Raw genomic sequence first — 24744 nt, 5'->3', positions numbered from 1 at the left:
GAAAATAATCATTCGTCTTAGTATACCATACGGCGCATAAATCCGCATGAAATTATCATTTCGTTCAAATATTCCCTGATCCGGAATTCCTAAGGGCAACGGCTCTTTCTCCAAGAAGCATCCTGAAGTCCCTTTCGGCCTCTGATGAGTAGTTAACATAGAATTTCGGAGCTGCATGGATTTCCTGCCCGGTCCGCATCATATGCATGATGACCGGCGTTTTGCCATGGTGCTTCTGGAAAAGCCCTGCCAGTCTCTGGCTGACCTCATTGGAATCATGGGCGGCATCGATGTAAAGGTGAAGGACTCCGGCCGGAGACGGCGCGGATGCACGAAGCTTGTCAAGCGGGATGATTTCTTCAGCCAGTACCCTGACATCTCTTTCGTTGGCCTGCACGCGCCCGCGGATGGCAACAGCGGCATCTTCAGCAAGAATCGGCCTTACTGTTTCCCAAACAGACGGGAATACGACGGTTTCCACTTCGCCGTCATAATCCTCAATCGTGACATAGCCCATGGGCTGTCCCTTCTTTGTCATCGTGCCCTTGATGCGGGAAATCGTTCCGCCTATCGTCACCATCCTGCCGTCGTACTGATTTCCTTCTGCCGTCAGATGGTAAAGAGGCGTGCAGGCTTTGAGCTGTTCCTTATAGGAATCCAGCGGATGGCCGCTGACATAAAATCCCAGAAGTTTTCTTTCCCATTCGATTTTCTCTTTCGGGTCCATATCAGGAAGGTCCGGATAGACGATCGTCTCCGGCGTTTCTTCTCCTCCGAACAAGTTGAGCTGCCCGGATGCGCGTTCATTCCTGATCGACTGCGCATCTCCAAGCGCTTCAGGAAGCGCCGCCAGAAGCTGCGAGCGGTTGGCTCCCAGGGAATCCAGCGCGCCGCAGCGGATAAGGCTTTCACAGGCGCGGCTGTTAAGTCCCCTGTTGTCTGCCCTTTCTACGAAATCAGAAAGCGATTTGAACGGGCCGCCCTGTTTCCTTGCTTCGATGATAGAACGGACAGCGCCTTCGCCCACATTCTGTATGCCATCAAGGCCGAAGAGAATCTTATCGCCTTTGACGGAGAAATAAGCCTCTGACAAGTTGACATCAGGCGCAGCAATCACAACGCCTGCGCGGCGGGTGTCTGAAATATAGCGGCTGACCTTGTCGCGGTCTCCGTTGTAGCAGGTCATCATGGCCGCCATGAATTCTGGACGGTAATGCGCCTTCAGGTAAGCCGTCTGCCAGGCAATCCATCCATAGCACACGCTGTGAGATTTATTGAAACCGTAACCGGCAAAGTGCACCATGAGATCGAAGACATAGTTGGCCGTGCGGTCATCGACGCCGTTGGCAACAGCGCCGTCGACGAACGTTTCCCTGTTCTGCTGCAGGATTTCAGGTTCCTTATGGCCCATAGCACGGCGGAGCATATCTGCCTGTCCAAGGCTGAACCCGCCCATGACGGATGCAATCTGCATGACCTGTTCCTGATAAAGGATGACCCCGTACGTTTCCTTCAAAATCGGTTCCAGTGAAGGATGCGGATATTCGACAGGAATCTTGCCGTGTTTTCTCTTGATGAAATCTTCTGCCATGCCGCTTCCAAGAGGCCCCGGACGGTAAAGTGCAACCATCGGGATCAGGTCTTCGAAACGCTCCGGATGAAGCTGCATGAGAAGGCTTGTAAAGCCGGAGGATTCTGACTGGAATACGCCGATCGTATCACCGTCGCAGAGCATTTTGCATGTTTCTTCATCTTCGCTCGGTATCTTGTTGATATCAAGATCGATGCCCCTGTTTTCTCTGATCATTTCAAGTGCATCATGGATGACTGTCAGGTTCCTGAGGCCCAGAAGATCCATTTTCAAAAGCCCAAGCTGTTCGACCTGGTCCTTTTCATACTGCGTCTGGATGAACCCGTCCTGCGTCAGCTGGATCGGCACATATTCTTCTACAGGCTTGGAGCAGATGACGACGCCGGCTGCATGCGTGCCGGAGTTCCTTGAAATCCCTTCCAGGTCAAGGCAGTGATCGATTAGGCGGTGGACCGTCGTATCAGAATCATAGAGATCCCTGAACTCGCGGGATCCTTCCATCGTCTTCTTCAAAGTGACGCCCGGGCCGACCGGCACCATCTTTGCAATCCTGTCCACTTCGCGAAGCGGCATATTCGTTACTCGGCCTACATCCCTGATGACGGCCCTTGCCGCCAGAGTGCCGAATGTAATGATCTGCGCCACCTGATCGGAGCCGTACTTCCTTGCAAGATACTCAATGACCTCGCCCCTTCTCCTGTAGCAGAGGTCCGTATCAATATCAGGCATGGAAACGCGGGCCGGATTCAGGAATCGTTCAAACAGGAGGTCGAAGCGGAGCGGATCGACTTCCGTAATATGAAGGAGGTAGGAAACGATGCTTCCTGCCGCACTTCCCCTTCCAGGGCCTATCGGAATACCATGGGATTTTGCATAATGGATGAAATCCATGACAATCAGGAAGTAGTCGGAAAATCCCATCTTGTCGATGACGCCGAGCTCATAATCCATGCGGCTTCTTTCCTTGTCAGTAACGACAGCGTACCTCTCGGGAAGTGCTTTTTCGCAGAGCTTTCTCAAATACGATGCAGCAGTCTCTCCTTCAGGCACGTCAAAGGAAGGGAGCTTGTGCTCACCGAAAGTAAGCTCCACATTGCAGCGGTCCGCAATGACCCTCGTATTTTCAATAGCGCCGGGGAAATTTCCTAAAATGGCGCGCATCTCATCCCCGCTCTTGCAGTAGAATTCATCATTGGCAAAATGGAAATGATACGGATCATCCAGCGTCTTTCCCGTGGAAATGCAAAGCTTGATTTCCTGGCTTCTTGCATCTTCCTTTTTCGTATAATGGAAATCGTTTGTCGCAACCAGCCCAAGTCCGTATTCTTTGGCAAGACTTGCCAGTACAGGACGGACAGCCGCTTCTTCAGGAAGACCGTGGTTCTGGATTTCAAGGAAGTAGTTATCCTTGCCAAACGTATTGATGTAGAATTCAATGACCTTCCTTGCCTCATCCATATCGCCATTCAGGATAGCCTGCGGCACTTCCCCGCCTACGCAGGCAGATGTCACGATAAGGCCTTCATGATACTTTTCAAGGAGCTCATGATCGGCTCGCGGGCGGTGGTAATAGCCTTCCGTCCATGCTTTCGAGCATATCTTGATCAGATTCTGATATCCTTCATTATTTTCAGCAAGCAGGATCAGGTGGGCCAGTTTTTCCTTCCCGTTTCCGGACTTGTCAAAGCGGCTTCCCCTCGTGACATAGATCTCACAGCCGATAATCGGCTTGATTCCCTGCTTGATGCATTCCTTATATAAGTAAACGGCGCCGTACATCACGCCGTGGTCGGTAATGGCAAGCGCGGTCTGTCCCATTTCCTTCACATGGGAAACGAGCTCTCCGATGCGGCTGATTCCGTCAAAGAGGCTGTATTCAGTATGCGAATGCAGATGTACGAAAGGATCCAATCTCTTCACTTCACTTTCGGTAATTTAAAAAGCTGTTTTTATCATTTTACCATACGCATAAAGGCAGGCCGCCTGAAAGAAAACACAAAAAAGCTGCAGGTTTCCCCGCAGCCTTATTGCTTACTCGTCTTTTCCGTCTTTTTTGTCTTCCTTGTCGGAAACCTTCTTCAGAACGACGGATGCACCGTTTTTCTCAGCTTCAAACTTGTCTTCTTCCGATAAATGTTCGGAATCAAGAACAATCTTGACGCCCATGCGGTCAAGCATTTCATCGATGGTATGCTGTGTTTTGTATAATTCGCCCATAATATGCCTCCAGGGATTCCCCTTTAAATATGGTCACGCCATTCATATTCCTGCTTTTTCCTGATCTGCCTCCAGACAAATGCGCCAAGCGACCAGACGATGGCAAGGACAAGCAGTGCCGTTCCAGGTGCTGCCGCCATTGCGCTCTTCAAAGCCCCTACTTCTACTTTATAAAGAAGCGGGATCTTCACGGCATAGGCAGAAAGGTAAATGGAAATGGCAAAGAATGAAGATAGATAAGCAGCGGCAAGTCCTACCTTCACATGCCTGCTTCTTGTAAAGAAGAAAGCAACGAGGAAAAGGATAGCTGTTGCGACAAGGCCCATCCAGAAGAAGCTTCCGTACATATGGGAACTTCCCACGTTAGATTTGAGAAGTATCGCCAGAATAATGTAAACGACAACCGTCAGGACGCTTGCCACAAGGAATGCAGCGCGGAAGCGCTCACCCAAAGGATTCACCACTTTGACAGCGCCGTAGAGGCATCCAAGCTGGAATGCGGCAAGGATCATCCATAATGCGCAGAAAATACCAAGGACTGTCACAAAGGATCCATCATCCATGATGAAGGATGAACCGGAAAGCCCCATGAGGCCCAGACCCAGGAATGAGAAGATGCTGAATGCCTTCACAACAATGGGAGACGAAAAAGCATCCTGAAGGAACGATGCAGCCAGCCGGAGCAAAGCCCCCAGTACGACGAACACGCAGAGCACGATATTTCCCGAATGGATCGGCGTTTCCGAAGCCGTCGGAATGGCAGCGCTCAGCATGAATAATCCAAGGAAAAACCAAAGTTCATTGCCATCAAGGCCAGGCCTTAAAAGACCGATGATGGCTTTATTTTCTTCACGGTTCCTGCTGACAATCGGAGCCGCAAGGCAAAGGCCCCAGTCCGCTGCCTCCAATATCATATATAGTCCAAAGAAACACAATGGCAGCAATAATGCATTCGATTCCATAAATCCCCTCCGTCAATGTGCCGGCACCTGCCGGAAAAATCATTTCCATACACATTGAAAGTATACCACATCCCCATTATGCGCGACAAAGATATTTCATTTCACAAAAGCAAATCGGGGATTCCATTAGAAAAAGCTGCCGAAGCAGCTTTCCCATTAATTATTTTCAACGCCGAGTTCGTGTTCGATCACGGATGCGATATCATCAATGATTCTTTCGAGCTGGTTGATTTCTTTCCCTTCGCCCATGACGCGGATCAAAGGTTCCGTACCGGATGCACGGACGAGGATGCGCCCGTCGCTTCCCATTTCCTCTTCGCCGGCCTTGATGGAATCGCTGATCAGTTCATTATCCTGCCAGCCGTTCTTGCTGTACACCCTGACATTTTTCAAGATCTGCGGATAGGTCACCATCAGATGATTCATTTCCGAAAGCGGCTTGTTCCACTTCTTCATGACTTTAAGTGTCTGGACAGCCGTAATGAGACCGTCGCCTGTCGTATTGAATTCCGGGAAAATGATGTGGCCGGACTGTTCTCCGCCGATGGAGTAATTGTGCTTCATCATTTCTTCAAGAACGTAACGGTCGCCGACCTGTGTGGATACGGTCCTGCATCCATGCTCTCTGAGCGCTTTGCCAAATCCAAGGTTGCTCATGACAGTTCCGACAACCATGGAATCATTGAGTCTTCCTTCTTCCTTCATCTCAAGGGCATTGATCAGCATCAGATGATCGCCGTCCAGGACTTCGCCCTTTTCATCAACGAAAAGGCAACGATCTGCATCGCCGTCATTGGCAATGCCGCAGTCAGCACCGAGTTCAACGACGGTCTTCTGCAGTGTTTCCATATGCGTGGAACCGCAGCCGTTATTGATATTCACGCCGTTGGGTTCACGGAAAATGGCAGTCACGTCAGCGCCGAGTTCTCTTAAGATTTCCGGCAGGAAATCGCTGGCTGCGCCATTGGCGGAATCTGTTACGATCTTCATTCCTTCAAAGCTGCAGGTGACAGTAGATTTGACGTAATCCCTGTACTTGGCAGCCAGTTCAGGTCTCTGGCGGATCGTTCCGATGCCGTCGCCTGTCGGGCGGATGATTTCTTCATCATGACGGAGAATATTTTCAATTTCTTCTTCCGTACGGTCCGGCAGTTTGTACCCTCTCTTGTCAAAGAACTTGATCCCATTATCCGGGAACGGATTGTGTGAAGCAGAAATAACGACGCCTGCATCATAGCCTTCCGTTTTTGTCAGATAAGCAACACCAGGCGTTGGAATCACGCCGACGATATCAACATCGATTCCGGATGCGCATAATCCGGCAGAAATGGCAGCGGTCAGCATCGGACCGGAAACACGTGTGTCCATGCCGATCAGGAAACGATGACTTTTGCCTGATTTACAGAAATAAGCGCCAGCCGCGCGTCCCAGCTGGTATGCCAGTTCCGGCATGAGTGTAGAATTGACCAGTCCGCGGACGCCGTCCGTCCCAAATAAAGTAACCATTTAAGTTCCTCCCAAAATCATACAAATAACCTAACAAGCATACCCCTAAAGTATCATTTCGTCAAGATGTACGATTCATACTTTATTTTGCAGTAAAGGAGGGTAAACCTGCCCGAAAGGTACTGCCTGTCAATCCTTCTCTATCTTGATGGTAACCGTTACCTGCGGCACAGCCACGCTTCCTCCCAGAGGAGCCGGTACATTCACCGTCTGAACGACATCCTTGCTTGCTCCCGTCACGTCGATGGGATCGAGCTCGATGGCCTTGTTCTTGTCAAAGTAACTGATCGGAGCCGTTACCGTTGCAACCGGAGGCGTAACGATGACATCCGTAATACGGTAGCCTTTGGCTACTTCACCCTTCGTCGATGCCTTTACCTGAAGGTTCCCGACCTTCTGGTTTTCCTTGACGTTCACAGAAACCTTGACCTGGCTTGGCATGATTTCAAGGCCGGTCACTGTATTTCCGTCAGCATCCAGAATATTGACGGAATCAAACTCGGTGAAGTTCTTGTCTTTTCCTGCAATATTGACAGAAACAACGGCTCTGTTGGCTTCAGAAATCTTGGAAGAGCTGCCTGCAATCATGATGGACCCGGGCGTTACCTTATTTTCCCCCACGGTGAAGTTCGGGTCAGGGTTGCCGAAGATCTCAACCGTAGCCGGCAGGGATTTCACTGCGTACGTATCCACATTCAGATTGAAGAACTGCGGGGATACGGAGAGGACTGTCTCATCGCCCGGAACGGAAACATGGATCTGCGTATTGGGATGATCGCCGGCCGTCACACCGGAAAGATCCACGTAGGCTTTGATATCATCCGTACGGAGAGATATCATATCGCTTCTGGACATCCTGATTTTTACGCGCACCTTCGAAGGCACATTCGTTGCAACAAGCGAACGGTCCAGGTTTCTGACCTCGACAGGAATCGTATATGTGTTTTCCATGACAGGGTTCTGTTCATTCATGACATAAACCCAAAAAGCACAGGCTGCTATTAAACAAAGAAGCTTAGGCAGCCACCACTGCGTTCTTGAATATTTCATTTAAGCGGACTCCATTTCTGCAGCACATCACTGACGCCCTTCGGCTTGCTGCGCATCAGGTAATTTCTAAGGACATTCCTGAGGCTCTCTGCATCCTGGCCGCGATGGATATTGCCGCCATAGGTGTAGGAAACGATCCCTGTTTCTTCACTGACGACGACGACAACGCAGTCTGCCTGCTCAGACATGCCGATAGCAGCGCGGTGGCGCGTGCCCAGTTCGGAAGAAAGACTATGGTCTCTTGTCAGAGGAAGAAGGCATCCTGCTGCCATGACCCTGTTTTCCCTGATGATGACCGCTCCGTCATGAAGCGGTGTATTGACGATGAAAATATTTCCGAGAAGTTCCTTGGAGACAAGGCCCTCGATACGGATGCCCGTATCAATCCTGTCATCAAGGCCGACGCTTCTTTCAAAAACGATAAGAGCACCGATCTTATTGGCTGACATGATCATGGCTGCTTCTACGACATCCCCGATGACATGATCCCATTCCACATCATTCATCATGCGTGAGGAAACGTAGAACTTGCCTCGGCCGATCTGTTCAAGGGCACGGCGGAGTTCCGGCTGGAATACGACGGGGAGGGCGACAATAAGGACCGTCATGAGTTTGTCCAGGATCCAGCTGACGACATGGAGCTGCAGCCATCCGGCCAGGACAGTGAAAATTCCCAGGAAAATGAGCCCTTTCAGAAGAGCTGTCGCGCGTGTATTGCGGATGAGGATATATATACGGTATAAGAAAAATGCAACGACCAGGATATCCAGGACATCCCACAGGCGCATCGTCATGAACAAGCCTTGAATCTGACTCAGCATAAAAACTCCTTTTAAGCTGTATACAATAGTAAACGAATAAATTAGATTGACTCTTTTATTTTAGCATGGATGAAACCAATAGTGAAATATCGATTGCACCATTGATTTATCGGAAATAAATGAAATAGACTGCGGCAAGCGATGCGGCAAAGGTAATGAGCCAGAGGCTTCCTGCCTGCGAGCGCTGCGCTTTCCACCTTGCATTTTTTTCTTCTTCCGTTTCAGGTCTTGTTTCCACTCTCTTCCCCTTCACGCGGCCAAGCATGAAAAGGAGGACAAGCGCAGCCAGTTCAACGGCAACGGCCATACGCAAAGATTCCTCGGAAGGAAAAAGATCGAAAGCAATCAGAAGGCAGGGAAGGAAAATAATTGCCATCAGAAGAAACCGGAGAGGACGATACCTGACCGGATAAATAACGGTTGGTGATTTTTTTCGGGAAGCAGACCACATCCAGATGGTCTCAAGAAATCCTATGGCAAGAAATATCATTAAAAAGTCCATGTGAGCCTCCAAAGAGGAATATATTCTTCACTTATTTTGGCACAGTTTTGGCGATTTGTAAAAGAAAACGTCTATTTCTTCAGCAAAAAAGCTGCGGATCCACGCGAGTTCGCTTTCCGCAGCTTCTTTATTGCTATATGATCACACCTTGCGGGCGCATTCTTCCAGCCTCTTATTGATTCTTCTGCCGGTTGCCGTCATGGCAAGGCCCGCCAGACTCGTTTCCCTGAGTTCCACAGGAAGTCTCCTGCCCACATCGTTCAAAGCTTCAATGACTTCGTCGGGAGGTATGACGCTTCTGATGCCGCTCATGACCATTTCAACCGATGTCAGGGCGTGTACGGCATGGAATGCATTTCTCTTCACGCAGGGGACTTCGACAAGACCGCCCACCGGATCGCAGACAAGGCCTAAAATGTTCTTGACGGCAAGGGCAAAGGCATGCCCCATTTCCTCGGTCGTGCCGCCGATCAGATCGACAGCGGCCGCCGCTGCCATTCCGCAGGCCGTCCCGCATTCTGCCTGGCATCCGCCGACAGCGCCGGCAATCGATGCTTTCTCGGCAACGATTCTTCCTACGGCACCTGCCGTAAAGAGAGCTCTTGTAATATCTTCCTCACCGGAGTTTTCTTCTTCGGAAACTGCAGCAATGACAGCCGGAAGTATGCCGCAGGCACCTGCTGTCGGGCAGGCAACGACCCTGTGCATCTTCGCATTCGATTCCGCGGTTGCCAGCGCATAAGAAGCAGCCCTCTGGCAGATGGGGCTTAAGAAACGCATCTTCCCGTGATAGAGACGGCTTGCATCTCCTCCGACGAGGCCGCTTGCCGATTTTCCTGTATCAGACAGTCCCTGACGAATTGCATTCCTGAATACAGGAATCGTCTTTTTCATGCGGTTCCAGACTTCCTCACAGCTTTTTCCGCTCTCTTCTGCTTCTGCCCGGCAGGCAATGATGCCCGGGGAGCATTCCGCTTTATCTGCCAAATCAAACAATTCTTTCAGAGAATGATAAGTATACACAATAACCTCCTCTATATAATTTCAAGCGTCATTGCGCAGGATATATTCGGATTTGCCTTTTCGATACGTGCGGCCAGCTCTTTTGGTACATACTGGTCCGTATGGATGATCATGACAGCTTCCGTTCCCTTTCCCTTGCGGAAAAGGCGCATAGTTGAAATATTGATGTTTTCTTGAGCCATGATAGCGGATACATCGGCTACAATGCCCGGCACATCATGATGGCGTGTCAGGAATGTATATTCCTCGCCGTTGATTTCCACATCATAACCGTCTATTTCAGTAATCATGACGCGGCCGCCCCCAAGGGATCTTCCCACAACGGAGACCTTTGTACCGTTTACGCCTTCCGCATCAATTTTTGCTACATTGGGATGCCCTGCAACTTCATTGGAAAGGGAGAATGCAATATCGATTCCCTTCTCCTTTGCCGTTTCAAGCGCAGTCCTTATGATTTCGCTGTCAGGCGCATAGCCCATAAGGCCGGCCGCCAGAGCGCGGTTCGTACCGTGGCCCTTTCCTGTCTTTGCAAAAGAGCCGTACAAAGTAATGTGCGCTTTCTTCAATGGTTCTCCCAGGATGCGGCTGGCGATCAGGCCTATGCGCGCTGCTCCTGCCGTGTGAGAACTCGAAGGACCAACCATGATTGGTCCGATAATATCAAAAATACCCATGTTTCCCCCTTTTTTGGAAAGAAAAAATCTGCCGTTTCCAGCAGATCTCCCTTGACCTCGTGACAGTCTGCCCTCTATGGGATCCTGCATCGACCATAAATCGTTTAAGGCTGTCACTATTATATATTTTTATCATTGAATTGTCTATATAAGTTATAGTTCTTGTTCACTACATCGATATTCTTCTGAAAATGACATATTCTCATTTCCATTTGGTATTTACATCCAGTGGCTTAAATCAAAATCTTCGCCGATGGTTTCCCTGATGCAGATCTTTGCGATGTACATGCCCATGAGTGTCAGGGACGAGCGTCTCAGCATGCTGTTATCCCAGGCTTCGCGCATTTTTTCCAGTTCAGGAGAAATTTTGCCAAGCGTGTATTCCATTTCCTTCTTGTCATAAGGAACCGGTCTTGATTCCACGATGGCCAGGATGCCTTCCCTGCGGCCCGTATCCTCGATTCCCATATCATTCATCAGTTCGGAAAGCATGGATTCATCGACAGCAGCCGGCTTGTAGTAAGAATTATACAAGCTGGAGACGATGGACCCTTCCGGCCATGACGGATAGACGGAAAGGAGTTCTGCCTTCATGCAGCCCCTGAATGCGAAAATGAGCGGGTAGGAATCATGCAGTACCTGTCCGAATGCGATATCCTTGTTTTCAAGGGATACGCAGTGCAGGTATTCAAGCTGCTGATAACCGCTGTATTCATCGGGAAGCTTTCCGACAAACGGAACGACATACTTCTCGGTGTAGGATTTGAGGTGGCCTGCATCGTAATTGTCTGTATTTCTAGAGTAATGGATAAGAAGAAGGAGCGCAAGGGCATGGAATTCGCTCTCATCCATGCGCGGCATAGCGCGGAGCGCATCATAGGCAAGAATGGTCTTCGTATCGGAACGGCTGCCATGCGCTACATCATAGAATGCGTCATTCACCATTTCAAGAACGGTGTCGGTCGGCATCATGACATAGGTGCGCTGTGCATTCTGGAGCGCTTCCTGCACCATGATATGCGTCAGCGTATCCACAGCTTCTTTTCTTCTCATATGGAGCCCGTCGATCAGGCGGTGCGTCACTTTCCTTGTATCCTGCTCAACCGTATGGGAAACGGCGCCGTAGCGGTTCAGGAAATGTTTGACAAAGTATTCTTCAAGGAAATCCACATCCGGTTCCTCATTGAGGATGACAGGATTGGGTTCTGGCGGGAACGGTCCCTTGGCATGCGGCACAGGATCCCTTTCTGCCGTTTTTTCCAGTTCTTCCTTGGAGAAAATTTTCGTCTTCTCCTCATCGGCTTCGGCTTTCTTCGTCTTTCCAAGCCTTGGTGGAAGAATCTGCGTCTTCTCATCCGTATAGAGCTTCTTTTCCTTATGCGGTTCGCTCTTGGGGAGAGGCACCTTCTTTACAATGTCTTCCCGTGAAGGAACTTCGGATGCCTTCTTTTCTATTTCACGGTGATCAGCCGTTTTCTTCCTTCCCGGCACGCCGAAAAACATCATGTAGCAAATAAAGGAGAAAAGCAGCGCGACAGCTGCCAGTACGAGATACGGGATTATAAACATGAATTCACCTGATTTTCCATTACATTCGATTACACAAAATTCAGTTACATGGTATCATACTTTGCCATCGACTTCAAATAAGGGATAAAAATCAGGAAAACCGGTCATGACTTTTCATTCTTTTCCCAATGGTATAATTAAATTATATAAGGTAGAAATTAGAAAGGACCCATTATGGATAAAATCACTCTTGTTTCCAAAGGCGCGAGCCTTTCCATTTCGGATGAGAAACTGCTGATAGAATTCGACAGGGACATGAATTCCCTTTCCACCGCCCTCTGGGCAGGCGGATACAGAAGCATACGGTCTGCTCTTAATCAGAAGCTGACCGGGTATTATGAATCCCTTCAGGATTTCCCGGGAGGGTCGGTTGAGTCATACCTGAAGATCTGCGCAGAAGAAGTCACAGAAAGCCCTGAGAAATGTCCTTCCCTTCTGACCGCTGCCCGCGTCAGGCTCTATTCCCATAAAGTGCTTTCCGCGGGCGGCATGACCATAGAGGCCGTTACAACAGGCGGTGTTGAAAAGACAGCCTGCCGCGCTTCTTCCCCTGCCCTTTACAGGGAAGAAGACGAGCATTTCTTTCCGGTCGGAACAATCAACATGATGATCATTGCCAGCGGCTTCCTTCCCGAATGTGTCATGGCAAGAGCCCTGATTACACTGACGGAAGGAAAATCCGCTGCCCTTCAGGACCTTGGGATCGCTGATGTCAATAACGGCCTTCCTGCAACAGGAACATGCACAGACGGCATTACCCTCATCTGTGATCCAGAAGGGAAAAAATACACGGATGCCGGATCTTTTTCCCTCCTGGGCTCTCTTCTTTCAAAGGCCGCCTATGAGTCGGTCAGGGACTGCATAGAAACATATGACCATCCCTGGAATGCCTCTTCCCTGCTAAGGACGCCTCCTGCCCAGGACATTGACCGCTTGAGAAAACTCTCTGAAAAAAGCTGATCCGGCAGGCTTCCATTTACAGAGCATAAGTAATATTAGACAAAAGCACCATGCTTTGCTATGATTGGAAAAGATGATTCCATGTAATGAATAAAAGGAGTTGGTAAGGCTATGCCCTATGACGAGCGGACCATCGAAGAACTAAGTGAATCGGCAGAAATTACCCCTATGGGGATACAGCTTGAGGTGAATGCAGAAATATTCCAGACCATTCACAACCTGCTCTGCACTCTGAAAGGTGAGAAGGCCATACAGCCGGCAGATGAAGCGCGCCTTTATAAGCTCTGGCGTATGACCATCCATGAAATGTCTCTGATCGAACTCCGCAAGGGACATGGACTTGCTATGTCTGCGCAAGTCGGCATGCTCAGGGAAGCTTATGCCATCGAAACGAAATACGTGCAGGATCAGATATTCCGTCCTGTGACAAGCGCCAAGCTGACGCGCCAGGTGATTGAAAAGGAAAGCAGGTTCGATCCTGCTGAAATGGATGATTTTTTTGAAAAGACGGTCTGGCCTTCTGTCACTGAAGGAAAGACGGGCCACAAAAAACATCCCACTGCCTTTATCATCGCAGGCCAGCCCGGATCAGGAAAAACCCGCATGTCATCCATGATCATTGAAGACTATGACGGCGATATCATCCAGTCCATGAGCGACAACTTCCGCGGTTTCCATCCGCGCTACAAACAGCTTCTGAAGAAATACGGACAGTACGCTGCCTGCTTCTCCATGGCGCAGGGCCAGTACCTGTCTGACCTTACGATGAAGAAAGCGAGAGAAGAAGGCTACAACATCCTTCAGGAAGGATCGCTGGAAAATGTAGCCCACACGATGAATTACATCAGCTACCTGAAGGAAAAGGGTTACACCATCTGCGTTCTTCTAAGGGCCTGCCCCAAGAAGGAAAGCTGGAAGGCCATCCATCAGCTCTTCCTCCAGCAGAGACTCAAAGCGCCTGGACTCTCCCGCCTGATCACCAAGGAATTTCATGATAAAGCATGCCTCTCCTTCCTTTCTGCAACGAATGATCTTGTTGCCCAGAATCTGATGGACAGGCTCATCATAAAAAGTCCGAAAGGGCTCCTTTACGACAGTGACGACATGCCGACGGAAAAAGTCAGCGAACTTCTTTCCAAGCGCATGGTTAAATAAACACAGAGGCTGTGACAAAATGTGCAATCATTTATTCACAGCCTTCTTTTTATTGAATGACACGAGGAAGGGAACGACCCCGCATTGCTGAAGGCCTGAAAAAAAGGCAGGCAGCATGACTGTATTCCGTCCCTTTTTCATGAGGTTATGAATGAATGCGAAAGAACTTTTAGTCAAAACGGCTGCGTCCTTGCAACTCGATGCCTGCGGCGCAGCATCAGTGAATTTTTCTGAAAAACTTTCAGAAAGGCTTACTGAAGCAGGAACCATTCCCCTTGCGCCCGCTGACATAAAGGAACGGATAGATACGGAAGCCCTCCTTCCGGGGAGCCGCTCCTTTTTTGTCATCCTTTTCCCCTACCGCCCATCCCACAAGGAGGAGGGAAATATTGCGCTGTATGCAAGAGGGCTTGATTATCACAAAATGATCCAGTCCTACCTTGACCGCATTATCGGCGTGATGAGAAATGCATATCTGGAAGCAAGATTCAGGGGCCTTGCCGATACGTCCCCCATGGTCGACCGCTGGCTTGCCTATGCTGCAGGGCTTGGATTTTTCGGGAAGAATCACTGCATCATCAATCCAAAGTACGGCTCCTTCTTCACCATCGGATCCATACTGACGACCCTTGAGCTTTCGCCTGATTCCCCGCTCGATCTTTCCTGCGGCGAATGCAGGGAGTGCTTCTACCACTGCCCGGGCCACGTCATCCGCGAGGATTCCTTCGATGTATGGCACTGCAAATCCTACCTGACGCAGAAAAAGGAAGCGCTGACTGAAGAAGAGGAAAAAATCATCGCAAGGACGCCTCTTATTTTCGGCTGTGATGAATGCCAGCTCTGCTGCCCGTTCAACAAGAACGCCGCCGTCTCCCCTCTTCCCGAAATCAGGGAAAACAGGCTTCCCTTCCTTACCCGTGAGAAACTGGAATCCTATTCCAACCGTTCCTTTGACAAGGAAATGAGGGAATATGCTTTTGCATGGAGAGGAAGAAAAGTGCTTCTTAGAAATCTGGATCTTACAGAAAAAGATTCCGGAAAATAATTCAACAGAAAGGGGCTTTAGCAAAATGACTGTTCATTTTGCTAAAGCCCCTTTTATGTACTCTGTTTTGTATCCTGTTTTAGAAAGAGAACAGGCTGATCTGTTCCTCATCAGGCATATTTTTCAGAATGCCCATGGAATCCATGGTGTCGATGATACTCTGGCTGACCTTGCCGCGTTTCTTCAGATCCTCCTTCGATGTGAAAAGATGCTCGCCCCTGGCACGTACAATTTCCTTTGCCACAGCATCCCCTAAGGCAGGAATACAGTTGAAAGGAGGAAGGAGCTTTCCGTCCACCATCTTGAATTCGGATGCATCCGAGCGGTCAAGATCGATGGGAAGGAATTCCATGCCGCGAAGGTACATTTCCGCGGCGACTTCAATGACAGTGGCATTGCCCTTCTCGACGGCTGTCGAATGTTCAAGCGCTGCAATGCGGGCGAGTTCCGCCTTCTGCGATTCAAGCCCCTTCAGGATGACCGGTGCATTGAAAGACCCTTCTGCGCGGATGGTAAAGTACGCCGCATAATAAGCAAGCGGCTGGTACACCTTGAACCATGCGATGCGGAATGCCATCATAACGTAAGCGACAGCATGGGCTCTCGGAAAGAGGTATCCGATCTTCAGGCAGGAATCGATAAACCACTGCGGTACATGGGCAGCATCAAGTTCTGCCTTGTTATTAAAACCGCCCTTTTCAAGCCCCTTGCCCTTACGGACATTTTCCATGACCTTGAATGCAGTCAGGGGTCTTACGCCATGTTCAATCAAATAGTTCATGACGTCGTCTCGGGTGGAAATGGCTTCTTCCAGTTTGACTGTGCCGCTTCGAATCAGATCCTGCGCATTGTTCAGCCATACGTCGGTCCCGTGGGAGAATCCGGAAATTCGTACCAGTTCGGAGAAGTTCTTCGGCCTGGTATCTTCCAGCATGCCGCGGACGAAAGGCGTCCCGTATTCAGGAAGCCCGAGGGCTCCTACGGTAATCCCCTTGTTCCCGATCACGGCTCCAAGCTGCTGCGGCGTAAGGCCCAGTGCTTCAGTGGAGCTGAAGAGAGACAATGTCTTCTTGTCATCAAATGGAATCTTAAGCGGATCGATGCCCGTAATATCCTGGAGCATGCGGATAACCTTAGGATCATCGTGGCCCAGGATATCCAGCTTGAGCATACGGCCCGAGATGGAATGGTAATCGAAATGGGTGGTAATGGTTCCGGGGATGCGGTTTCCTTCTTCATCCTTCAGGTACTTCTTGTTGGCCGCATACTGCAGAGGCGTGAAGTTATGGATGTCCATATCCCTCGGGCAGACCATGATGCCTGCCGGATGCTGGCCCGTCGTCCTCTTGACGCCTGCCACGCCGGCAGAGAGCTTTTCAATGAAGATATCGTTGAAGGTGAGTCCTCTGTTTTCCGCATACTTCTTGACGAAACCGTAGGCTGTCTTGTCCTGGATGCCTGCAATGGTCCCTGCGCGGAAAACATTGTCACGGCCGAAGAGTTCTTCCGTGTACTTATGGGCAACGCCCTGATCATCCCCTGAGGAGAAGTTAAGATCGATATCAGGGACCTTATCACCGTCGAACCCGAGGAAAACGGCAAACGGAATATTATGGCCGTTCTTGTTGAGCGGATGGCCGCATTCCGGGCATGCCTTGTCAGGAAGGTCGAAACCGCCGCCGACGGAGCCGTCGGTATAGAAATGCGTCCAGTGGCAGTTCGGGCAGACATAGTGCGGCGGAAGCGGATTGACTTCCGTAATGCCGGACATGGTAGCAACGAAGGATGAACCGACGGATCCTCGTGAACCTACCAGGTATCCTCTGTCATTGGAATGTTTTACAAGCTTGTGCGCAATGTAGTAGAGGACGCCGTAGCCGTGCTTGATAATAGGCGTCAGTTCCAGTGTCAGGCGCTCCTGCACTTCTTTGGGAAGCGGGTCTCCGTAAATGGCCTTGGCATTGGAATAGCACATTTCCACCAGTTTTTCATCGGCGCCGGAAATTTTCGGGTTGTAAGACTTCCATTCCTCGGCAAGAGGATGGAGGACTTCGCATTCGTCTGCAATCCTTCTCGTATTTTCCACGACGATTTCAAGCGCTTTTTCCTTGGGGAGATAGCTGAATTCATCCAGCATTTCCTGTGTCGTCCTGATGTAGACCGGCGGATGGGATTCAATCTTCCCCGGTTTTTCCCAGTTGGAAAGAAGGATGTCGCGGTTTCTCTGATCCTCGGCAAACATATAATGCGCATCAGACGTAGCGCAGACAGGCCGTCCAGCCTTTTCGCCGATTTCAATGACCTTCCGGTTCAGATCCTGCAGATCCTTTTCCGAATTGACTTCGGCAAACTTGTCGTCATTGATCAGGAATTCATTATTTCCAAGAGGCTGCACTTCCAGATAGTCATAGAACTTCGCCATCTCGATCAGTTCTTCATCACTCTTTCCTGTAAGAACTGCGCGGAAGAATTCGCCCATGACGCAGGCCGAACCGTAAATCAGCCCTTCGTGGAGTTCCTTTAAGATTGGTTTTGGTATCAGAGGACGCTTCCTGTAGAACTTCAGATGGGAAAGCGTGACCATGCGGTAGAGATTTCTAAGGCCCGTGACGTTCTTGGCCAGGATGATGATATGGTTGTACTGCTGCCTGTCCGTATCGGGATCGGCAGGGATATCTTCAATCATGTACCCTTCCATGCCGTAGATGACCTTCTGCTTGTACTTGTCCGCCAGATCCTGGATCTTTGGGAAAGCCTGTATGACGCCGTGGTCTGTAATTGCAACGGCCGGATGATGCCACTTGGCAGCCGTCTTGATGATTTCCTCATTATCGATCAGTCCGTCCAGGCTCATCTTCGTATGGAGATGGAGCTCGACGCGGGGCGTCGGATAATCGTCTTCATGATCGATCTTGATGATTTCTCCTTTTTCCACCTGCTGCAGTTCAAGGACAAGGCCGCCGGAATACTTGTCAAAGCGTACGTTGCCGCGCACCTTGACTGCCATCCCTGCCTTCAGTTCTTCCAGTCCGCCTGCTTCTTCCGGGCGGTCGAAGAATTTCTTGCAGGAAATGCCGTTCGTTTCATCGGCAAGGCTCATCAAAAAGAGCTTCTTCTTGCTCCTAAGTTCCCTCATTTCACAATTAATGACAGTGCCCACAAAAACGACCCCGTCTGCCTCATCAGTGATTGTGCGGATTTCAACGGGATTTCCGGTAATATGCTTCTTGCCAAGGTACATGCCATTGACAGCCCCTGAAGCATTCTTCTTTGGAGAGGAAACAAATGCAGTCTTCGGAAGAACGCTTGCAAGGTCGGGAAGAATATCAGGCATTGCAAATTCAGAAGGCCTCTCATCTGCGATAGATGCCTCCTCCCTGCCGCTTTGTGAAGCAGCTGCCTCTATTTCCTCTGCCGAAGGGAGAGGCGAAAGAGGAGCCGCGCCCGCTTCCTCATATCCGTATTCATCCGGAGGCGGCACATCATCCGGCATCATTTCTTCAGGCGGCATGTATGAGCCCTGCGGCGCAAAATCATCCGTCTCGCTCTCAGGCATGAATTCTTCGGGATATGAAGTCTTTCTGGCAGCTGAAAAAGCGCTTAATATATCTTCGGTCATATCATCCCCGTTGACGTAGATGGACTCCAGGCAGCGGATCGATTCACCCATGGATATCAGCGTTTTGACAGCAGCATCTTTATCATCAGCTTTGACATACCAGGCTCTGCATTCCGTATCCACTTCAAGAAGCGTGATGACGGAACCTTCCTTTCTTGATTTCAGCTGGTACTTGCCCATTAACCCTGCTCCTCCTTCAATAGAAAATCGCCTATCATTATACCGCATTTCATGCGGAAGGGTTTATTCCGTTTTGTCATTACCTTCAGACTTTGCTTTATCCTCATCAGCTTTTCGGTCAGATTCGCTCTTGTAGGTGATGACTGTATCTACGGGATCATAATCGGAGTAGAACGTATCGTGATACGTCCTTCCGTCAGCCCATTTGACATTCTGTGTGACGACGACATGGCGTCCGTCATGTCCCTCGTCTGTCTTTTTGTTTTCCTTCTGTGACGGATCTATTTTCGTTTTCGTCTTATTCGGAATCACATCGTTCTTGTCTGTGGAAATATCCACATAAGACGGCTTGTCCTCCCTGTTTCCAAGGATATAAATCGTGACGCTTCCGGGCGTATAGTCTGAATAGAGATAAACACCGTGCTTCAGATCATTGTGGAAGGCAAAATCAATGATGCCTTCAGCGACTGTCGCATCCCTGCCGATTGGTGCATAGTGGATGGGCGAATAATGGTTGGCTCTCTGCGTAATTTCAAGGCCTGAAAGAAGCGCCGCATTGAAGAGCGTCGTACTTACCTGGCAGACGCCTCCGCCTATGCCGGGTTCAAGCTTGCCATTGATGATGACCGGCGCTTCCTGATAGCCGTTTTCCTTCGACCTTGCGCCTGTCGCCTGATTATAGGAGAATGACTCCCCTGGCTTCACGTAGACGCCTTTAATGCTCTTGGCCGCAATTTCAATGTTCTTGTCGCGGCTTCCGTCGATCCCAAATTCCGTGGTGTACCATCCAAGGACAACATTGACCTCCTTGGCTTCCTTTTCCGTCAGATCCGGTTTCTTCTCATCAAGGACGGAAACATCTGCTTCTCCGCTTGTTCCGTTTGACAGGATCCTTCCTGCATCTGCCAGGAGCGCCTTTTCGTCAAACTTGAGATAAGGGCGGCCTCCGGAGAAGGTGACGGACCCGTCTCCATGGAAAGAAGGCTCTGCATTGACAGGAGGCTTTCCGTATTCAGAAGCCAGTGCTTTGACCTTATTCCCGAGCGCCCCATCATCATACGATGCCATCCAGTGCACAGCATCTCCCATGACAAGGGCATGCCAGCGGTCATACCAGATTTTCGCTATATTCCCATCACGGCCTGCTTTGAGTGCCTTATCGATTTCATCGTCTTTATAATGAACAGAAAAATCAGAAAACTTCCATGCTTCGTCAATGACGCCGTCTGCGCTTTTCACAGCCAGCACGTCCGTCTTCAGTTCCTCATTTTTCTCATGCATGAGAGTTTCCAGTTCTTCCCTGCTCATTCCCCCTGCCGGAGTTCCATTGATCCTTACGCCCGGAATGACTCTGTCCGTTCCGGCCCAAAGGAAAGGCGCTGCTCCTGCTGTGAGGATTATGACAGCGCAAACAGCCCCCGCTATTCTTTTTATTCTAAGCCGGCTCACTATTCTACCTTCGTTCCATACAATATTTCAGAAAAAGATCTTTGAGACTCATGTCTCTGTCCCCCATTCTCTTTTTCAGTTGGTAATTAAAAATTCCAAGAAGCATCCATTCTGCATCCTTCTCGGTGACTTTATCCGCATCCCGTTTCAGATAACGGTATGCATAAGGAGAGCGCATGCCGAGCGCTTCCCTGATTTTCGATTCAGGCATCCTTGCTCTTTCCATTTCCTTCAGGATCTTTATATTCCTGAATTTGGAAGAAATAAGGCCCAGCCCGCTGATTTCTGTCGAAGTGTCTTTGAACACCTTGTCCGTGCTTTCCAGGATCTGCTTGACCTTCTTGGAAAGGAGTGCGTCTGCAAAGGCAAAGACGCCCTGATTCACGTATCCCGGAAGTGAAAACTCCAGAACACGCTTGGGCACCGTCACCCGTTTTCCCGTCATCAGGTCGATTTTTTCAACCTCGACCTCAAGAAGAGGCCGGGAAACATTTTCCCATGTGGACAGGACTTCTTCCAGATATTCCCTTGCTTCCGGTTCAAAGCGCTTTCCCCGTTCCCCCAGGATCTGCGCCATGATGCCGGCTGCCTGATCCGGCTTGATGAAGCCCATCTCTTCTGCCACGCAGAATTTTTTCAACTTTTTGACAACCTTCGTCCTTGCGTCCGGCTTTCCTTCAAAAAGGATGATAAGAAGCGTCTCTTCAGGGATTTCTCTTGCTGTTTCCAGAAATTCCTTCTGCTGCTCTTCTTCCTTTTCTGATTTTACAGCCTTTTTCAGGAAGAATGGATTCTGGATCAGGACTGCCGTATCTGATGAAAAAAGGGACTGCCCGCAAAGGGCATTCCTGTATTCCTCAAAGCTTCCCTTACCCTCAAAGTAAGCGGGTTCCGGCGGGTTTCCCTTAAAGTATGTATTTAATATGTCTGACTTTCTCTCATTAAGAAGAACCGGGTCGTCCCCGTAAAGGAAGTAGCAGTTCTTCTTCACTTCATTCAGCGCCATAGACCTTTACCTTTTAATTCCCATTTTTCCCTGAAAACCGCCGTCCGCATTCCATCTTCATAGACATTGGCTGCAGGGATTCCCATATATTCAAAAATTTCCGCATCCTCATAGGATTTGGTCAACCTGCTTCCTGCATAGACGGCTGCCTCTGGATGAATCGCGGAAACCTCTTCCTCAGTCAGAGAATCTGCCTGTTTTCTGCTCCCTGCCATCCAGAAGAGGCCAGGCGGATACTTTGTATCCGTAAGCAGTTTATTTCCTGAAAAAAGGACGCCGGCCTCATCAAAGGAAACAAGCCAGCTGCTTCCGTTTGTCCTGAAAATCATATCATCCACTTTTGCGCTGCCGCCCTGGATCATGCGGACGTGAGCCTGCTGACCAGCTAAAAGCTCGCGGCAGATTTTTTCCGGATCGCCTCCCGTCACCCAGATTTCCTTGATCGGAATCGTCATGGACAGCGGAATAGGGTTTTTGGCGTCTTCCAGATTCAGCAGAAGGATGTCGGCTGCAAAAATGCCCTCATACCCGAGAAGGGAGTTCCATTCCCAGACGGAAGTCCTTGAAGCAAGGCTGCCGCTCTTATAGTATAGTATTTTTCTGCCGTCTTTTACAAGAACAGCCCCCTGATCCGGACCAAGCTCGGGGACAAGCACGTATGTGGACGGCGCAGAAATCCAGAGAATAATGACGATTGCAGTACTTAAGGGAAGAATCAGCATAAAAATTCTTCTCCATATTTTAGATGCAAGGATTTTCTCCCTGAAATAAAGAAAGGCGACTGTGATATAATAGCAGGCCGTCTCTGCAGCATTGAGTCCTCCGATGCCGATCGACGCCTTCGGCCAGCCTGACATCCACTGGTTCATCCGGATGCCTGCCCATAAGAGGTAATCCGAAACGTAGAGAATCCCGGCCGCAAGGGGCGTAAAGATCAATGCGATGACGGATGCCATGAGCCCTGCAATGATAACCCATTCAAGGAACGGCGTCACAATGAGATTGGCAGGAATGAAAAACAGCGGAAATACATGAAAGTCATAGAGCACGATGGGCATCGTAAATACCTGCGCCGCCGTGGAAAGCGCCGTTCCTTCCCGCACCTGCACGGGAAGGCGGGGAAATCTTTTGAAGAAGTAAAGAAGCGGCTTGTAAAATATCAGGATACCGGCAGATGCGCCGACGGAAAGCTGGAAGCTCACATCAAAGAGGAAAAATGGATCCCACAAAAGCATCCCTGTAACAGCAGCGCCTAAAATATTGACGGCTGTTTTCTCCCTGTCAAAGAAAAGTCCGGCCACAGAAAGGATCCCCATGATGGCGGCTCTCAGGACAGGAGGGACAAATCCGGCAAGCCCTGAATAGAAAAGGACCAGAATGATGGCTCCGCCAATAACAAGCTTCTTTGGAAGGTGCATCCATTTTCCCAGGAAGTAAAGGAAGCCGAAGAGAAGCGCCACATGCGATCCCGAAACGGAAAGGATATGGACGATCCCTGTCGCGGAAAAAGAGCTCATGACTGATTCCGGGATTTCATTATAGCTGCCTCCAAAAAGGAGCGTCATCATGATGTGGAGCCTGACGGGATCCATGTAGGGAGCAAAGGTATCCATGACCTTTCCCTTGATGAGTTCGGCTGCCTTTTCGGCCCGGTATTCTCCGGAATCGCCCAGAGATCTGACTGACTTTTCATCCTCGGTATAGATGCGCCCTATGATGCGGCGGCTTCTGTACCTGCTTTCCAGATCGATTTTCCCGGGGTTGTCATAAATCCTGATCGGCGTCATTTCCCCTTTGACGGAGAGTTTCACGCCCGGCCCGTAAATCTCCTTAGGATTTGTCTCATAAACATAGGCGAACCCCTTAAGCGGCTTTTCTGTGCCGTCTTTGTAACGGATATCTCTTAATTCAGCAGTATACCTGGCATACCCTTCCCCTTCCCGGTTGACGACAGGAGGCTCTGTCACGACAGCCGTATACGTCCCTTCGGCATGAAGCGCCCAGGAGGACTGCGCCTTCCATACTTCGTCAGCAAGATGCATGCGGCCCATTCCGCAAAGGGAAATAAAAAAAGCGCCGCACAAAATAAGGACGGCTTCTTTTTTATGTGTTATTTTTATGGCTGCTAAGGCAGGCAGCACAAAAAAGACGGCAGCAGCTGCGATTCCCTCATAAAGAGGAAGACTGCCGTAGAGGAATATGCCGAATGAAAGACAGAGAGCACTCCAGAACAGGCCGTACTTCATACTCATAGAGTAATTTTATCCGCCAGTTTCGCATATCTTCCATCGCTGATGGATGGAACCTTCTTCAGATCCTGCTTCTCGGTGAAGTACCCGTTTTCCTGCCTGTACTTCACAATCTTTTCAGCCGTCACTGCGCCGACTCCGGGGAGTGCTTCCAGTTCCTTCGCTCCGGCCGTATTGATATTGATGAGACCTCTTGCTGCGGGATCGCTGCGGTCAGGGTTGAGCGGGATGTAAATCTTCATGCTGTTTTCTATGGGCGCTGCCATATTGACAGCTTCCACTTCTGCATAGGGAAGGACATCGCCTGCTGCCTTGACGGCATCATAGTAATGGCTTCCCTTCGGGAGTTCATAGACGCCTGGTTCCTTTACAGCGCCTACGACATACACGAGAAGCTTGTCATCCTTTTCATTGTTCCCTGCCTCGGCAGTCACGACGACCGGCTTCTCCTCTTCACGCAATGAAAAAGGATCGAATACAAAAAGCGCCGTCCCTAAAAGAATAAGCCCTATGCATAGGCAGAGTATAGTCATCCTTCTGCTTTCTTCATGATCCTGTTCCATGGGATTGCTCCTTGTTTCAATCCTTCAGGCATTGCCTGCATCCATACCAAAGAAGAGTCCCAGGAGCGCCTGGAACTCTTTTGCTGCTCCTTCGTAATTTCTTACTTTTTATTTCCGTTGTCTTCAGCCCGTTCCTGCTGCTGGCGTGCAGCTGCAGAGTTGGAATCAATCAGGCTCTGACGGTTCTTCTTCAGGCTGTCCAGTACGTTTTCCATGTTAGTTTCCACGTACTTCAGCACATCGGTTGCATAAGTAACAGAGCTGGTGCGCAGTTCTTCTGCAGACTTATTGGCAGAGGAAATCACTTCATTGGCTCTTTCCTGTGCCTGCTTGACCAGTTCGCTTTCTTCTGTAATGCGGGCGATATAGTCCTTTGCCTGGGCAACGGTGTCTTCTGCCTTCTTTTCAGCATCGAGCATGATTCTTTCCTTATCAGCCACAATGCGGCGGGCACTTTCAAGCTCGTTTGGCAGGGACTGGTTGATGGCATCAATCAGTCTTTCAATTTCGTCCTTGTCCACCATTTTCTTATTGGTGAACGGCACTTCATTTGCACTGTTAATTACATTTTCAAGTTCTTCCAGAAGTTTTCTCGTATCCATA

General features: G+C 49.7%; 19 protein-coding genes. 3 read left to right on the top strand and 16 right to left on the bottom strand.

Annotated elements, in window-relative coordinates:
* Positions 1 to 64: 64 nt before the first annotated feature.
* From Dia5BBH33_RS03060 to Dia5BBH33_RS03015, 10 genes are all read right to left on the bottom strand, one after another.
* Positions 65 to 3502, bottom strand: coding sequence for a DNA polymerase III subunit alpha (locus Dia5BBH33_RS03060; protein WP_108849878.1), 3438 nt, complete (start codon positions 3500 to 3502; stop codon positions 65 to 67).
* A 120-nt stretch (positions 3503 to 3622) separates the two neighbouring features.
* A complete protein-coding gene (locus tag Dia5BBH33_RS03055; RefSeq protein ID WP_022381781.1) occupies positions 3623 to 3808 on the bottom strand; it encodes a hypothetical protein in 186 nt (61 codons plus the stop codon).
* Positions 3809 to 3831: 23 nt separating this feature from the next.
* On the bottom strand, positions 3832 to 4770 hold the full coding sequence (locus tag Dia5BBH33_RS03050) for a cytochrome d ubiquinol oxidase subunit II (protein ID WP_108849879.1): 939 nt from the start codon (positions 4768 to 4770) through the stop codon (positions 3832 to 3834).
* A gap of 156 nt (positions 4771 to 4926) precedes the next feature.
* Positions 4927 to 6276, bottom strand: coding sequence for a phosphoglucosamine mutase (gene glmM, locus Dia5BBH33_RS03045; RefSeq protein WP_143332356.1), 1350 nt, complete (start codon positions 6274 to 6276; stop codon positions 4927 to 4929).
* A gap of 129 nt (positions 6277 to 6405) precedes the next feature.
* Positions 6406 to 7248, bottom strand: coding sequence for a CdaR family protein (locus Dia5BBH33_RS03040; RefSeq protein WP_232518079.1), 843 nt, complete (start codon positions 7246 to 7248; stop codon positions 6406 to 6408).
* Between the two features lie 74 nt (positions 7249 to 7322).
* A complete protein-coding gene (gene cdaA, locus Dia5BBH33_RS03035) occupies positions 7323 to 8147 on the bottom strand; it encodes a diadenylate cyclase CdaA (RefSeq protein WP_143332354.1) in 825 nt (274 codons plus the stop codon).
* 106 nt (positions 8148 to 8253) lie between these two features.
* Positions 8254 to 8649 carry a hypothetical protein gene (locus Dia5BBH33_RS03030; protein WP_143332353.1) on the bottom strand — a complete coding sequence of 132 codons (396 nt, stop codon included), beginning with the start codon at positions 8647 to 8649 and terminating at the stop codon, positions 8254 to 8256.
* A gap of 141 nt (positions 8650 to 8790) precedes the next feature.
* Entirely contained in the window at positions 8791 to 9672 is an 882-nt protein-coding gene (gene sdaAA, locus Dia5BBH33_RS03025) for an L-serine ammonia-lyase, iron-sulfur-dependent, subunit alpha (RefSeq protein ID WP_143332352.1), read from the bottom strand.
* A gap of 11 nt (positions 9673 to 9683) precedes the next feature.
* On the bottom strand, positions 9684 to 10346 hold the full coding sequence (gene sdaAB, locus Dia5BBH33_RS03020; protein ID WP_108849882.1) for an L-serine ammonia-lyase, iron-sulfur-dependent subunit beta: 663 nt from the start codon (positions 10344 to 10346) through the stop codon (positions 9684 to 9686).
* Between the two features lie 219 nt (positions 10347 to 10565).
* On the bottom strand, positions 10566 to 11915 hold the full coding sequence (locus Dia5BBH33_RS03015) for an LPO_1073/Vpar_1526 family protein (RefSeq protein ID WP_143332351.1): 1350 nt from the start codon (positions 11913 to 11915) through the stop codon (positions 10566 to 10568).
* 174 nt (positions 11916 to 12089) lie between these two features.
* Between Dia5BBH33_RS03015 and Dia5BBH33_RS03010 the strand changes: the two genes are divergently transcribed.
* The 3 genes from Dia5BBH33_RS03010 to Dia5BBH33_RS03000 all read left to right on the top strand — a co-directional run bounded on the left by Dia5BBH33_RS03010 (position 12090) and on the right by Dia5BBH33_RS03000 (position 15075).
* On the top strand, positions 12090 to 12875 hold the full coding sequence (locus Dia5BBH33_RS03010) for an adenosylcobinamide amidohydrolase (RefSeq protein ID WP_143332350.1): 786 nt from the start codon (positions 12090 to 12092) through the stop codon (positions 12873 to 12875).
* Positions 12876 to 12986: 111 nt separating this feature from the next.
* Positions 12987 to 14030, top strand: coding sequence for a zeta toxin family protein (locus tag Dia5BBH33_RS03005; protein ID WP_143332349.1), 1044 nt, complete (start codon positions 12987 to 12989; stop codon positions 14028 to 14030).
* A gap of 151 nt (positions 14031 to 14181) precedes the next feature.
* Entirely contained in the window at positions 14182 to 15075 is an 894-nt protein-coding gene (locus Dia5BBH33_RS03000) for an epoxyqueuosine reductase (RefSeq protein ID WP_143332348.1), read from the top strand.
* A 79-nt stretch (positions 15076 to 15154) separates the two neighbouring features.
* On the opposite strand, the gene Dia5BBH33_RS02995 is transcribed toward Dia5BBH33_RS03000, so the two are convergent.
* The 6 genes from Dia5BBH33_RS02995 to Dia5BBH33_RS02970 form a co-directional block, all read right to left on the bottom strand.
* Positions 15155 to 18874 (bottom strand): PolC-type DNA polymerase III, encoded by a 3720-nt coding sequence (locus Dia5BBH33_RS02995; protein WP_143332347.1) that lies wholly within the window; start codon positions 18872 to 18874, stop codon positions 15155 to 15157.
* A 63-nt stretch (positions 18875 to 18937) separates the two neighbouring features.
* Complete coding sequence (locus Dia5BBH33_RS02990; RefSeq protein ID WP_143332346.1) at positions 18938 to 20323, bottom strand: VanW family protein; 1386 nt, start codon at positions 20321 to 20323, stop codon at positions 18938 to 18940.
* A 4-nt stretch (positions 20324 to 20327) separates the two neighbouring features.
* A complete protein-coding gene (holA, locus tag Dia5BBH33_RS02985) occupies positions 20328 to 21329 on the bottom strand; it encodes a DNA polymerase III subunit delta (RefSeq protein WP_108849890.1) in 1002 nt (333 codons plus the stop codon).
* Positions 21320 to 23581, bottom strand: a complete 2262-nt coding sequence (locus Dia5BBH33_RS02980) for a ComEC/Rec2 family competence protein (protein WP_143332345.1) — start codon at positions 23579 to 23581, stop codon at positions 21320 to 21322. The genes holA and Dia5BBH33_RS02980 overlap by 10 nt, the downstream gene beginning before the upstream one ends.
* Complete coding sequence (locus Dia5BBH33_RS02975; RefSeq protein WP_022381765.1) at positions 23578 to 24141, bottom strand: ComEA family DNA-binding protein; 564 nt, start codon at positions 24139 to 24141, stop codon at positions 23578 to 23580. Before Dia5BBH33_RS02975 ends, Dia5BBH33_RS02980 begins: the two co-directional genes overlap by 4 nt.
* A gap of 101 nt (positions 24142 to 24242) precedes the next feature.
* Positions 24243 to 24743, bottom strand: coding sequence for an ATPase (locus tag Dia5BBH33_RS02970; RefSeq protein ID WP_143332344.1), 501 nt, complete (start codon positions 24741 to 24743; stop codon positions 24243 to 24245).
* Position 24744: the final 1 nt, after the last annotated feature.

The sequence above is a fragment of the Dialister hominis genome, assembly GCF_007164725.1.
In the GTDB taxonomy this organism is placed as follows: Bacteria; Bacillota; Negativicutes; order Veillonellales; family Dialisteraceae; genus Dialister; species Dialister hominis.
This window is presented reverse-complemented; position numbering and strand designations above follow the sequence as displayed.